Here is a 13,736-nt window from a genome sequence, read left to right as displayed (position 1 = left end):
AACGCGTGTTTGCCCGGCGATATCGCGCCGCAAACGGGCTATAGGGGCTTGGAAATCCGAGCTTTCGGCAGGGAACGGACGCGTGATGGACGGTCGAGGTCAGACCATTTTCGTGGCGGGCCATCGGGGCATGGTGGGCTCGGCGATCGTGCGTCGCCTGCGTGAGCTCGGTCACGAGCGGATCCTCACGGCGGACCGCCGGACCCTCGACCTTCTGGATCAGGCCGCGGTCCGGCGCTTCTTCGCCGAGAACCGCATCGATCAGGTCTACCTCGCCGCCGCGCGCGTCGGCGGCATCCACGCCAACAACACCTACCCGGCCGAGTTCATCCACGAGAACCTGCTGATCCAGTCGAACCTGATCGACGCCGCGCACACGCACGGCGTCGACCGGCTGCTGTTCCTCGGCTCGTCGTGCATCTACCCGAAGCTCGCCCCGCAGCCGATGCGTGAGGATGCCCTGCTGACCGGGCTGCTCGAGCCGACCAACGAGCCCTACGCGATCGCCAAGATCGCCGGGATCAAGATGTGCGAGAGCTACAACCGCCAGTACGGGCGGCGCTATCGCAGCGTCATGCCGACGAACCTCTACGGGCCGAACGACAACTTCCATCCCGAGAACGCCCACGTCCTGCCGGCGCTGATGCGCCGCTTCCACGAGGCGAAGCGGGAGGGCCTGGCGAAGGTCACGGTCTGGGGCACCGGCCGCGCGATGCGCGAGTTCCTGCACGTCGACGACATGGCGCGGGCCAGCGTCTACGTGATGGAGATGGATGATGCGGTCTACGCCGCGAATACGCGTCCCGACCTGTCGCACATCAACGTCGGCACCGGTGAGGATTGCACAATCCGCCAGCTGGCCGAGGCGCTTGCCCGGGTGATCGGCTACGAGGGCCAGCTTGAATTCGACGCCACCAAGCCCGACGGGACGCCGCGCAAGCTGATGGACGTCTCGCGGCTCAAGGCCATGGGCTGGCGGCCCGAGATCGCTCTCGAAGACGGGCTGCGCCAGACCTATGGCTGGTTCCTGGAGAACCACACGACGCTGCGGAGCTGAGCGGGCCCTCCGCCCCGCGGCTCGGTTCACCGAACATCGCACAGCCACCGGGCCCCCGCCCGGGGAGGAGACGGATCATGGCCCACCGGCCGCCCGACCACAGCGCGGACGCGCGACGGCGGAAGTTCCTGCAGAGCTTCCAGAACTTCGACGCGAACAGCCGGTTTCCCGCGCCCTACGCGCATTTCGCCGGCAAGCCGCTGACCGAGGCGTCCGGTCAGGGCTGGCGCTACGACGCCCTCGGGTACCGCAACGACGTGCATGCCGATACGCGGCCCCCAACCGATACGCTGCGGGTCTTCGTCGTCGGCGACAGCACCCTGATCGACGGGCAGGTCTTCGCCGACACCGTGCCTGGACGGCTGGAGACCGGGTTGAAGCAGGCGCACGGTCCCGGCGCGCATGTCTACAATTTCGGCGCGGTCTCGGCCTGCCTGAACCAGATGATCGCCCTGATCACAACGCGGCTGATGGATCTGCAGCCCGACGTCATCCTGATCGTCGGTGGCGCCACCGACATCTTCCAGCCCTGGAGTTTCGATCCGCGGGCTGGTGTCCCCTACAATCACTTCGCGAACGAGAGCCTGTACGATTACTTCTTCGATCCGAGGAAGTCCGCCGACGACACGGAGGCTCTGTCGTATGACAGCCTGCAGGCGATGATCTTCAACCGCCTCGAGAACCTGCGCGCGCTCACGAACTGGCAGTCCGATATCTGGGAATGGGAGGTGGTGCGGCAGTTCGAACTGGCCCTCAAGCGCCTCGCGCGGCTCGCGCCGGGGATCGGCGCGCCGGTGCGGTTTCTCCTGCAGCCGACGGTCGTTCGCAAGGGGACGCTCGCGGGCGCGGAGGCCGGCGTCGCGTCCGGCGCGTTCCTCGCGTATCTCGACCGCCAGTACGAGCGCTTCGAGAGCATCCTCGGGCGGCTGGACACGGCCGATCGGGCCTTCGCGGCGCGGGATCTGAGCCGGCTGTTCGAGGCCGACAGCCGCGCCCTGTTCACCGACATCGTCCACGTGACCTCGGAGGGCCGCCAGGTGATGGCGGACTGCCTCCAGGCGGAAGTCACCGAGGTGATCGAGGCGGCGACGCCCGCCTGAGCCATGGCCGAACCGATCGTCTTTATCGGGGACTCGATCACGGAGCTCTGGGGCTTCCACCGGGCCGGCACCTTCGAGGCCTACGATCTCATCCCCCGCGGCGGCTCCGGCCAGACGGCGCGCTGGATTACCATGCGGTTCGCCCGCGATCTCGCGGAGACCGAGGCCTGGGGCGTGCATCTCCTGTGCGGCGTGAACGATATCGGCCGCAACGAGGGCGCCTTCGTTCCGGTCGAGGAGATCTGCCGGACGCTGGCCGGCATGCTTGACGAGGCCCGCGTCCTGGGCGTGAGGGCCTGGATCGGCTCGCTCACGCCGGTGGACGGCATTCCGTGGAACCCGGAGGTGCGGGACGCGCCCGCCATGATCGCGGCGGTCAACGCGTGGCTCCGGGACCACGCCCACGAACACGGCGCTACGTTCATCGACTATCACGCCGTGCTGGCGACCGAGACCGGCGGGCTCCGACCTGACTACGGGACGGACGGGCTTCACCTGAGCCCGGCGGGCTATACGGCGATCGAGCCGCTGATGCTCCGGGCCCTGGGGCGCATCCCGGAGGCCGCACCCGAGCCTATGTCGTCCGCGAAGGGAGCGCCCGCGAAGGCGACGCGGACAATCCGCGCGCGCCTCATCGGCGTCGCGGTGGCGGCGGCAGCCCTGTTGGCCGCCGTCGCAGCCCTGGTTCTCGAACTCCGCTGATCAGACCCGCCGCACCGCGCCGTGCGCCGCGCTCGTCGTGAGCATCGCGTAGGCGCGCAGGGCCGCGCTCACCTTCCGCTTGCGCGGCTTCGCCGGCTGCCAGCCCGCCGCCTCCTGGGCGCTGCGACGCTCGTCGAGTTCCGCCTGGTCCACGTCGAGATGGATGCGGCGGTTCGGGATGTCGATAGCGATCCAGTCGCCGTCGCGCACGAGGCCGATGAGGCCGCCCTCGGCCGCCTCGGGCGAGACGTGCCCGATGGACAGACCCGAGGATCCGCCGGAGAACCGCCCGTCGGTGACGAGGGCGCAGGCCTTCCCAAGCCCCTTCGATTTCAGGTAGCTCGTCGGGTAGAGCATCTCCTGCATGCCGGGACCGCCGCGCGGACCCTCATAGCGGATCAGCACCACCTCGCCGGCGGTGACCTTGCCGTTGAGGATGCCGTCGACGGCCGCGTCCTGGCTCTCGAACACGCGGGCGCTGCCCGTGAAAGTCAGGATCGAGGCGTCGACGCCCGCGGTCTTCACGATGCAGCCCTGCTCGGCGAGATTGCCGTAGAGCACGGCCAGCCCGCCGTCCTGCGAGTAGGCGTGCGCGGCGTCGCGGATGACGCCGCGCTCCCGGTCGACATCGAGCTCGTCGAAGCGGGATTCCTGGCTGAAGGCCACCTGTGTCGGCACGCCGCCGGGGGCCGCGCGGTAGAAGGTCTGGACCGAGGCGGCCGGCGCGCCGCGCACGTCCCAGCGTGCGAGCGCCGCACCCAGCGTGCCGGCCGAGACGTTGCCGACGCCGGTGTCGATCAGGCCGGCCCGGTCGAGCTCGCCCAGGATGCCCATGATGCCGCCGGCGCGATGAACGTCCTCCATGTGGACGTTGGCCACCGCGGGGGCAACCTTGCACAGCACCGGCACCCGCCGGGACAGCCGATCGATATCGGCCATGGTGAACGGCACCTCGCCCTCGTGGGCGGCGGCGAGCAGGTGCAGCACCGTGTTGGTCGAGCCGCCCATGGCGATGTCGAGGGTCATGGCGTTCTCGAACGCCTGGACGCTCGCGACCGCGCGCGGCAGCACGCTGGAGTCGTCCTGCTCATAGTGGCGGCGGGCCAGATCGACGATCAGGTGGCCGGCCTCGACGAAGAGGCGCTTGCGGTCGGCGTGGGTGGCGAGCACCGAGCCGTTGCCCGGCAGGGCGAGCCCGAGGGCCTCGGTGAGGCAGTTCATGGAATTCGCCGTGAACATGCCGGAGCAGGAGCCGCATGTCGGGCAGGCCGAGCGCTCGATGACGGCGACGTCCTCGTCGGAGATCCGGTCGTCGGCTGCCGCGATCATCGCGTCGACGAGGTCGACTTTCCTGGCGATCCCCGGCAGCTGAACCTTGCCGGCCTCCATCGGGCCGCCGGAGACGAAGACGGTCGGGATGTTGAGGCGCAGCGTCGCCATCAGCATGCCGGGGGTGATCTTGTCGCAGTTCGAGATGCACACCATCGCGTCGGCGCAGTGCGCGTTGACCATGTACTCGACAGAATCGGCGATCAGCTCCCGGGACGGCAGCGAGTACAGCATCCCGTCATGGCCCATCGCGATGCCGTCATCGACCGCGATGGTGTTGAACTCCTTGGCGACGCCGCCGGCCGCCTCGATCTCCCGCGCGACGAGCTGGCCGAGATCCTTGAGGTGGACGTGGCCCGGCACGAACTGCGTGAAGGAGTTCACCACCGCGATGATCGGCTTGCCGAAATCCGAATCCTTCATGCCGGTGGCGCGCCAGAGGCCGCGGGCACCGGCCATGTTGCGGCCGTGGGTGGTGGTGCGTGAGCGATAGGCAGGCATCGAGAGCTTCGACCAGTTCAAAGGTGAGCGGCTTCTGCGCCTGCGCCCGCGCATCCGCAAGCGTCGCAGAAGGGCTGGCACCCGTGGCATGCTTCTGGCGGATGGCAGGACGGAGGGGCGACTCGCGATGACACAGGTGGATTTCCTCCGGCGGGCCATCGCGCAGGGTCGGGGCCGGGCCGACGCCGATCTCGTTCTGAAAGGCGGCCGCTTCCTCGACCTCGTTACAGGCGACCTCGTTGCGTCTGACATCGCGATCTGCGGCGACCGGATCGTCGGGACCTTCGGCCAGTACCGCGGCGCCCGGGAGATCGACGTCTCCGGCAAGGTCGTGGTGCCGGGCTTCATCGACACGCATTTCCACGTCGAATCGTCGCTGATGCCGCCCCAGGAATTCGAGCGTTGCGTTCTGCCGCACGGCGTCACCACCGGGATCTGCGACCCGCACGAGATGGCCAACGTGCTCGGCACCGACGCCTTCACGTGGTTCCTGGGCGCCTCCGAAACCCTGGTGATGGATCTGCGGGTGCAGCTCTCCTCCTGCGTCCCGGCAACCGATCATCTGGAGACGTCGGGCGCCAGGATCGAGGCGCACGATCTGTTGCCCTTCGCGGCGCATCCGAAAGTAATCGGGCTCGCGGAATTCATGAACTTCCCGGGCGTGCTGGCGGCGGATCCAGCCGTGCTCGACAAGCTCGCGGCCTTCCAGGGACGGCACATCGACGGCCACGCCCCGCTCCTGCGCGGCCTCGGTCTCAACGGCTACATCACGGCTGGCATCCGCACCGAGCACGAGGCGACGTCGCCCGAGGAGGCCCGCGAGAAGCTCTCCAAGGGTATGACCGTGCTGATCCGCGAGGGCTCGGTCTGCAAGGACCTGCACGCCCTCGCGCCGATCCTGACCGACCGGACGGCGCCGTTCCTGGCATTCTGCACCGACGATCGGAACCCCCTCGACATCGCCGAGGAGGGCCACCTCGACTTCATCATCCGCACGGCCATCGCCCTCGGCGTGCCGCCGCTGGCCGCCTATCGTGCGTCGTCCTGGTCGGCAGCCCGGGCCTTCGGGCTGCACGACCGGGGCCTGGTCGCGCCCGGCCAGCGCGCCGATCTCGTGGTGCTCGACGATCTGGCCGCCTGCGCGGTCTCGCAAGTGCTCAGTGCGGGTCGGCCAATTGACGCGGCGCTCTTCGACACGCGTGCCGCGATTGAGCCGATCGGCCGCCGGAGCGTGCGGGCGCGCCGGGTGACAGCCGCGGATTTCGCCGCGCCGGGTTCCGGGCCGTCGACGCCGGTGATCGGTGTCGTTCCCGGCAAGATCATCACCCTGCGTCACGACCTCACCCTCCCGTTTTCCGGCGGCGAACGCCGGATCGACCTCCATCAGGACGTCATCAAGGTCGCCGTGGTCGAGCGCCACGGCCGGACACCGCCGGGATCGCGCGGCATCGGGGTCGCGTTCGTGAAGGGCTTCGGTCTCAGGCGCGGCGCCATCGCCTCGTCGGTCGGGCATGACAGCCACAATATCACGGTCGTCGGGGCGGACGATGCCGACATGGCGGTGGCGGTGAACCGCCTCGGCGAGATCGAGGGCGGCTTCGTGGTGGTCGAGGGTGGCCGCGTGCTGGCCGAGATCGCGCTGCCGGTCGCCGGCCTGATGAGCCTGATGCCGTTCGACGCCATACGGCAAGCGCTCGTAACCCTGCGCGAGGCGGCGCGAAGCCTCGATGTCGTCCTCCCCGAGCCCTTCCTGCAGGTGGCGTTCCTGCCGCTGCCGGTCATTCCCCACCTCAAGATCACCGACCGGGGGCTCGTGGATGTCGACCGCTTCGTACTGATTGACCCTTGAAATTAGATTGCGCGCAATCTACCTGGGCTGTGCGGAAGCCAGTCGGCACCTACATGCCGACGGCGTTCCTCAAACCGGAGATACCCATGCCCGTAGACGTGAAGTACCGCACCACCGCCACTGCCACCGGAGGCCGCGACGGCGCCGCTCGGACGGCCGACGGCAGCTTCGAGGTCAAGCTCTCGACCCCGAAGGAGCTCGGCGGCGCAGGTGGTCCGGGCGCCAACCCGGAGCAGCTCTTCGCGTCCGGCTACTCGGCCTGTTTCCTCGGCGCCATGAAAGCCGTCGCGCCTTCGATGCAGCTGAAGGTACCGGCGGACACGACCGTCACCGCCGATGTCGGCATCGGCCCACGCTCCGAGGGCGGATTCGGTATTACCGCCGACCTGACGATCAGTCTGCCGGGCCTCGACCGCACGGACGCGCAGAAGCTCGTCGATGCCGCGCATCAAGTGTGCCCGTACTCCAATGCGACCCGCGGCAACGTCAATGTGGGTTTGAAGCTGGCCTGACGGGGCTTTCGAGCGGGCTTCGTCTCGGCGAAGCCCGCCTTCGCTGGCTCCTGAATGCGGCCACTCCGTCCTCGTTTGCACCGCGGAGCCGTTAAGGCGGCCCCTCCAGGCCCCATGTCGCGCATCGCGGCTCTTCTTCGCTGTTTTCGCGGCGACCGTACTGGCAGAGAACCTATCCCGGACGCCCTTGGATTTTCCGACGTCCACCACGGATCTTCTCGCGCCCATCTCCCAGATCCAGCCGCTGCCAGTGTCGAGATGGGTCCCGTCAGTACGAGCGCGGCAGGTCGAGGACGTGTTCGGACAGGTAGGCGAGGATCAGGTTCGTGGAGATCGGCGCGACTTGGTAGAGGCGCGTCTCGCGGAACTTGCGCTCCACGTCGTACTCCTCGGCGAAGCCGAAGCCGCCATGGGTCTGAATGCAGGCGTTGGCCGCCTCGAAGGAGGCGTCCGCCGCGAGCATCTTGGCCATGTTTGCCTCAGCCCCGGGATTAGCGCCGCCCTCGTAGAAGGTCAGCGCCTCGCGGACCATCAGCTCGGCCGCGCGCATGTTCGCGTAGGCCTTGGCGATCGGGAATTGCACGCCCTGGTTGGCGCCGATCGGCCGCCCGAAGACGGAGCGCTCGGCGGCATAGGCCCGGGCCCTGTCGATGAACCACTTGGCGTCGCCGATGCACTCGGCGGCGATCAGGATCCGCTCCGCGTTCATGCCGGACAGAATGTAGCGGAAGCCCTTGCCCTCCTCCCCGATGAGGTTTTGCGCCGGCACCCTGAGATTGTCGAAGAAGATCTCCGTGGTGGCGTGGTTCATCATCGTGCGGATCGGCCGGATTGTCAGGCCATTGCCTTTCGCTTCGCGCATATCGACGAGGAGCACCGACAGGCCGTCCGTGCGCTTCATGCCGTCTGCCTTCGGTGTCGTGCGGGCCAGGAGCAGCATCAGGTCCGAATGCTCGGCGCGGCTGGTCCAGATCTTCTGGCCATTGACGACGTAGCGGTCGCCCTCCAGGCGCGCCGTCGTCTTCAGGCTGCCCGTGTCGGTGCCGGAGGTTGGCTCAGTCACGCCGAAGGCCTGGAGCCGCAGGCGGCCTTCCGCGATCGACGGCAGGTATTCGGCCTTCTGCGCCGCGGAGCCGTGCCGGAGCAGCGTGCCCATCGTGTACATCTGCGCATGGCAGGCGCCGCCGTTGCAGCCCGCCCGCTGCACCTCCTCGAGGATCGCAGCCGCGGCGGAGAGCGGCAGGCCGGAGCCGCCGTACTCCTCGGGGATCAGGACAGACAGGTAACCGCTCTCAGTCAGCGCATTCACGAACTCCGTCGGGTATGCCATCTCCCGGTCGAGGGCCCGCCAGTACGGTCCCGGGAAGCCGGCGCAGAGCTTGGCGACAGCCTCGCGGATCTCGGTATAGGCTTCCATCGAGACCTCCTCAGGCCGTGCGGCCGCCGTCGACGGGCAGATCGACGCCGGTGATGAACGCCGCCTCGTCGGAGGCGAGGAACAGCGCCGCCGCGGCGATGTCGCTCGCTTCCGACAGTCGACCGAGCGGAATCGTGGCGATGAACCGATCACGATTCTCGGGCGTGTCGCGGACGCCCATGAAGTGCTCGAGGAGCCCCGTGGCACCCATGACCGGGCAGAGAGCGTTCACCCGGATCTTCCAGGGGGCCAGCTCCAGGGCGAGGGACTTCGAGGCCAGGCTCGCCGCGCCCTTGGAAGCGTTGTACCATGTCAGACCCGGCCGCGGCCGCAGCGCCGCCGTCGAGCTGACGTTCAGGATCGCGCCGCCGCCCGCTTCGCGCATCAGCGGGGCGACTGCCCGGACGTAGTGGAAAATCGACTTCACGTTGACCCGGAAGACCCGGTCGAAATCCTCCTCCGTCACCTCCATCAGCGGCTTGTTGCGGTGGGTGGTGCCGGCGTTGTTGACGAGAATGTTCGGAACCCCGAAGCGCTGCCGCGTCTCGGCGACGCTGGCGGCGACGTCGGCCGCCAGCCCGACATCGGCGGTGATCGCGATCGCGTTGTCGCCGAGCGCCGCCGCGACACGCTCGGCCGCCGCACCGTCGATGTCGACGCAGGCCACCTTGGCGCCCTCCGCGGCGAAGCGCTGGGCGATCCCGGCCCCGAAGCCGCTGCCGGACCCCGTCACGAGCGCGATCTTGCCGTTCAGTCTCATCGTTTCCTCCCGCCCATTCTGATGTGCCGTCGTATCTGGGCCGTTAGTCCTTGCGCGCGAATTCCGCCCGGATCCGTGCGCCGTGCTCGTCGATCGCCGGGACGGGACCGAGCCCGCGGACTGCGCCGTCGATCAGCACCGGTGGCGCCACGATCCGGGCCGGCCCAGAAGGCGTGCGAACCTCCGCGCGGATCAGGGCCGGGTGCGTGGCGAGGTCTGCCAGGGTGTTGACGAAGCCGTAGGCAATGCCTGCCGCCTTCAGCCGGGCGGCGGCCGCCTCGCGGCTCAGCCGCACCAGCTCGGCGCCGATGCGCAGGTCGACCGCGGCGCGGTTCGCCACCCGGTCATTGTTGGACGCGAAGCCCTCGGCCCGGGCGAGATCCGGCTCACCGAGCACGCCGGCGCAGAAGCTCACCCATTCGCGCTCGTTCTGGATCGAGATCAGCACGAGGCTCCCGTCGGCCGTGGGGAAGGCGCCGTAGGGGCAGATCGACGGATGCGCGAGGCCGACCCGCTGCGGGGCCATGCCCGTCCCCTCGAAGTAGAGCAGCGGCACGTTCATCCAGTCGGCTGCGCCGCTGAACAGGCTGACCTCCAGAGCACAACCCTGCCCGTTGATCCCGCGGGCGATCAGCGCTTCAAGGACCGCGGCATGGGCGTCCATCCCGCAGGCGACGTCGCAGACGGAGACGCCAACGCGCCCGGGTCCGGCTGGGTGGCCGGTAATCCCGGCGAGCCCGCTCTCGGCCTGGACCAGCAGGTCGTAGGCCTTCAGGTTGCTGTAGGCGTTGCCGGAGCCGTAGCCCGAGATGTCGACGGTAATCAGCCGGGGGTAGCGCGCGCGCAGCTCCGCCGAGCCGAAGCCGGCCCGCGCCGCCGCCCCCGGGGCGAGGTTCTGCACGAACACGTCGGCCTGCGCGAGGATCGCGTGCAGCAGGCGCACATCCGCAGGATCCTTGATGTCGGCGACGAGGCTCTCCTTGCCGCGGTTGAGCCACACGAAATAGCTCGCGAGCCCGTTGACCGCCGCGTCGTAGCCGCGGGCGAAATCACCCTCCGGCCGCTCGATCTTGATGACCCGCGCCCCGGCATCGGCGAGCCGCGAGGTGCAGTAGGGCGCGGCGACGGCCTGCTCCAGGGCGAGTACGGTCAGTCCTCGCAGCGGCAGCGTCTGGCTCATCCGCACCCTTCGTTTCTGCGCCGCTCCGCGGAGCCAGAGTCGGAGCAAGTGGAACGGCCGCAGGCTCCGCCAAGCCGGCGGTGGTGACAGGGCAGCCCGCTCGTCGGCCTCCAGCAGGCGCTCGGGCGATGTCGGCGAGGACGAGGGTCGAACTCACTCCGCCGCGCGCAGAGCGGGCGGCCCGCGAACCTCCTCCACCGGCGCCGCGTCTTCGCGAGCGACTTCCGTCGCCTCCGGCCGGTCGCGGAAAGAAAGCCGGTGAGCAAGCCGGTCGAGGTAGATGTAGATCACCGGCGTGGTGAACAGCGTCAGCACCTGGCTCACCGCGAGGCCGCCGACCATGGCGTAGCCCAGCGGCTGCCGGATCTCCGAACCCGTGCCGGTGGCGATCATCAGCGGGATGCCGCCGAGGAGCGCCGCCATCGTTGTCATGAGGATCGGCCGGAAGCGCAGCAGCGCGGCCTTCCGGATCGCGGCCTCGGGCGAGAGACCCTCCTCCCGCTCGGCCACGATGGCGAAGTCGACCAGCATGATGCCGTTCTTCTTCACGATGCCGATGAGGAGGATGATGCCGATCAGCGCGATCAGGCTGAAGTCGAACCCTGCCCACATCAGTACCGCCAAGGCGCCGACACCGGCCGATGGCAGCGTCGACAGGATTGTGATCGGGTGGATGAAGCTCTCGTAGAGGATGCCGAGGATCAGGTAGACCACGAACAGTGCCGCCAGGATCAGCAGCGGCACCGTCGAGAGCGATTGCTGGAAGGCCTGTGCGGTGCCCTGGAAGCCGCTCACCACGGTCGCCGGCACCTGCAACTCCCGCATCGCCCGGCCGATCGCTTCCGTGGCCTGGCCGAGGGCGACGTCGGGGGCGAGGTTGAAGCTGATCGTCACCGCCGGGAACTGGCCCTGGTGGTTCACGGCGAGCGGCGCCACCGGATCGGTCGTCCAGTGGGCGAAGGCGGCGAGCGGCACCTGCCCGCCGCCGATCGGCGCCTTGATGTAGATCTTGTCGAGGCTCTCGACGCTGCCCTGCAGCGCCGGCAGCACCTCCAGCACCACGTGGTAGCTGTTCAGCTGCGTGAAGTACTGCGCGATCTGGCGCTGGCCGAACGCGTCGTAGAGTGTGTCGTCGATGAGCTGGGGCGTGATGCCGTAGCGCGAGGCGGCGTCGCGGTCGATCGACAGCGTCAGCGTCGTACCCCGGGTCTGCTGGTCTGTGGCGACGTCCCGCAGCTCCGGCAGCGTCTTCATCTTGTCGAGGATGCGCGGCGCCCAGGTGTTCAGCTCAGCGAGGTCCGGATCCTGGAGGGTGTACTCAAATTGCGTCCGCGAGGTGCGGCCGCCGGTGCGCACGTCCTGGGTCGCCTGGATGAAGGTCCGGATGCCTGCCACACGCTCGAGCTTCGGGCGCAGCCGGCCGATCACCTGGAACGCGTTGGCGTCCCGCTCGTCGCGGGGCTTCAGCGTGATGTACATGCGCCCGGAATTGAGCGCCTGGCCGTTGCCGCCGAGCGACATGCCGACCGTCGACACCGCCGGATCGGCCTGGACGATTGCGCCGACCTTCTCCTGCAGCACCTTCATCGCCGAGAACGAGATGTCCTGACCCGCCTCGGTGACGCCGATCATGAAGCCTGTGTCCTGCTGCGGGAAGAAGCCCTTCGGGATCGCCACGAACAGGTAGCCGGTCAGAGCCAGCGTGGCGAAGAAGACGAGGAGCGTCGCGCGGCGGAAGCGGAGGGCGACGTCGAGGGCGTCGGCGTAGACCGCGAGCAGCCAATCGAAAGCGGCCTCGCTCATCCGGTAGAGGCGGCCGTGGCGCTCGGCCTCGTGGGGCTTGAGCAGACGCGAGGCCATCATCGGGGTAAGCGTCAGGGAGACGAAGGCCGATACCGCGATGGTCATGGACAGCACCACCGCGAATTCTCGAAACAGCCGGCCGATGATGCCGCCCATCAGCAGGAGCGGGATCAGAACCGCGATCAGCGACACCGAGATCGACACGATGGTGAAGCCGATTTCGCCCGCGCCCTTGAACGCGGCCTCCATGGGGCGCATGCCCTCCTCGACGTAGCGGCTGATGTTCTCCAGCACGACGATGGCGTCGTCGACCACGAAGCCAACCGAGATGGTCAGGGCCATCAGCGAGAGATTGTCGAGGGTGTAGCCCGCCATCCACATCAGCGCGCAGGCTCCGAGGAGAGCGAGCGGCACAGTCACGCTTGGGATTACGGTCGCCCAGAAGCTGCGCAGGAAGACGAAGATCACCCCGACGACCAGTGCGATCGTGAGCACGAGGGTAAATTGTACGTCCTCCACCGATGCGCGAATCGTTTGGGTGCGGTCGCTGAGGATGCCGACGTTGATGGCGGCCGGCAGCGTAGCTGTCAGGCGCGGCAGCTGAGCCTTGATGCTGTCCACCGTGTCGATAACGTTGGCGCCGGGCTGCTTGAACACGACCAGGAAAATGCCGCGCTTGCCATTGGTCCAGCCCGCCTGCTTGGTGTCCTCTGGACCGGCAACAGCTTGGCCGATATCCCGCACGCGCAGCGGCGCACCGTCGCGATAGGCGATGATGACGTCGTTCCAGTTCTTCGCCGCGGTGAGCTGATCGTTTGCGTAGATCGTGTAGCTGTGGCTGCCGCCGTCGATGCTGCCCTTGGGATTGTTGACCGTGGTAAGGGTTAGCTGCGCGCGCACGTCCTCCAGCGACAGACCCTTGGCGACGAGCTTGGCCGGATCGATCTGGACGCGCACCGCCGGCTTCTGCTGACCGCCGATGAAGACCTGGGCGACGCCCGAGATCTGGCTGATCCGCTGGGCGAGCTGCACGTCGACGGCGTCGTCCACGTCGATCAGCGGCATGCTGTCGGAGGTGGCCGACAGCAGCAGGATCGGCGAATCGGCGGGGTTGACCTTGCGGTAGGTCGGCGGTGTCGGGAGGTTCTTCGGGAGCTGGCCGCTGGCGGCGTTGATCGCCGCCTGGATGTCGCTCGCCGCACCGTCGATATTCCGGTTGAGATCGAATTGGACCGTGACCGTCGAGATCCCAAGGGAACTTGTCGAGGTCATCTGCGACACGCCCGGGATCTGCGAGAACTGCCGCTCCAGGGGCTGCGCAACCGACGACGCCATCGTCTCCGGGCTGGCTCCGGGGAGCTGCGCGGTCACCTGGATCGTCGGGAAGTCCACCTGCGGCAGCGGCGCGACGCCCAGCAGCGGGTAGGCAACGACGCCCAGGAACAGGATGCCGACCATGATTAGCGTGGTCGCCACCGGGAACCGGATGAACGGCGCGGAGATGCCGCCCTTCATGGCCTTGTCCC

10 protein-coding genes are annotated in these 13,736 nt (G+C 68.4%); 5 read left to right on the top strand and 5 right to left on the bottom strand.

All coding sequences use genetic code 11. The annotated features are described in order from the left end of the window. Positions 1–85: 85 nt before the first annotated feature. The 3 genes from CIW48_RS00710 to CIW48_RS00700 all read left to right on the top strand — a co-directional run bounded on the left by CIW48_RS00710 (position 86) and on the right by CIW48_RS00700 (position 2,859). Positions 86–1,057: a GDP-L-fucose synthase gene (locus CIW48_RS00710; RefSeq protein ID WP_149308624.1), complete on the top strand. Its 972-nt coding sequence runs from the start codon at positions 86–88 to the stop codon at positions 1,055–1,057. 77 nt (positions 1,058–1,134) lie between these two features. Next, the gene (locus CIW48_RS00705; protein ID WP_149308151.1) at positions 1,135–2,157 is read left to right on the top strand and encodes an SGNH/GDSL hydrolase family protein; all 1,023 of its coding nucleotides are present in this window, start codon (positions 1,135–1,137) and stop codon (positions 2,155–2,157) included. A 3-nt stretch (positions 2,158–2,160) separates the two neighbouring features. After that, complete coding sequence (locus tag CIW48_RS00700) at positions 2,161–2,859, top strand: GDSL-type esterase/lipase family protein (protein ID WP_149308149.1); 699 nt, start codon at positions 2,161–2,163, stop codon at positions 2,857–2,859. On the opposite strand, the gene ilvD is transcribed toward CIW48_RS00700, so the two are convergent. Next, positions 2,860–4,689: a dihydroxy-acid dehydratase gene (gene ilvD, locus CIW48_RS00695; RefSeq protein ID WP_149308147.1), complete on the bottom strand. Its 1,830-nt coding sequence runs from the start codon at positions 4,687–4,689 to the stop codon at positions 2,860–2,862. 127 nt (positions 4,690–4,816) lie between these two features. Between ilvD and ade the strand changes: the two genes are divergently transcribed. After that, positions 4,817–6,538, top strand: a complete 1,722-nt coding sequence (ade, locus tag CIW48_RS00690) for an adenine deaminase (protein ID WP_149308145.1) — start codon at positions 4,817–4,819, stop codon at positions 6,536–6,538. 86 nt (positions 6,539–6,624) lie between these two features. After that, positions 6,625–7,050: an organic hydroperoxide resistance protein gene (locus CIW48_RS00685; protein ID WP_149308622.1), complete on the top strand. Its 426-nt coding sequence runs from the start codon at positions 6,625–6,627 to the stop codon at positions 7,048–7,050. A gap of 268 nt (positions 7,051–7,318) precedes the next feature. Here the strand turns inward: CIW48_RS00685 and CIW48_RS00680 are convergent, their stop codons facing one another. The 4 genes from CIW48_RS00680 to CIW48_RS00665 all read right to left on the bottom strand — a co-directional run bounded on the left by CIW48_RS00680 (position 7,319) and on the right by CIW48_RS00665 (position 13,725). Further along, positions 7,319–8,467 carry an acyl-CoA dehydrogenase family protein gene (locus CIW48_RS00680; protein ID WP_149308143.1) on the bottom strand — a complete coding sequence of 383 codons (1,149 nt, stop codon included), beginning with the start codon at positions 8,465–8,467 and terminating at the stop codon, positions 7,319–7,321. Positions 8,468–8,477: 10 nt separating this feature from the next. Then, entirely contained in the window at positions 8,478–9,227 is a 750-nt protein-coding gene (locus CIW48_RS00675) for a glucose 1-dehydrogenase (protein WP_149308141.1), read from the bottom strand. Positions 9,228–9,270: 43 nt separating this feature from the next. After that, complete coding sequence (locus CIW48_RS00670) at positions 9,271–10,407, bottom strand: CaiB/BaiF CoA-transferase family protein (RefSeq protein ID WP_149308139.1); 1,137 nt, start codon at positions 10,405–10,407, stop codon at positions 9,271–9,273. A gap of 153 nt (positions 10,408–10,560) precedes the next feature. After that, the gene (locus CIW48_RS00665; protein ID WP_149308138.1) at positions 10,561–13,725 is read right to left on the bottom strand and encodes an efflux RND transporter permease subunit; all 3,165 of its coding nucleotides are present in this window, start codon (positions 13,723–13,725) and stop codon (positions 10,561–10,563) included. Positions 13,726–13,736 lie beyond the last annotated feature (11 nt).

This window comes from Methylobacterium sp. P1-11 (assembly GCF_008329595.1).
In the GTDB taxonomy this organism is placed as follows: Bacteria; Pseudomonadota; Alphaproteobacteria; order Rhizobiales; family Beijerinckiaceae; genus Methylobacterium.
The sequence above is the reverse complement of the archived record's forward strand: the minus strand, read 5'-3'. Positions and strand labels throughout refer to the sequence as shown.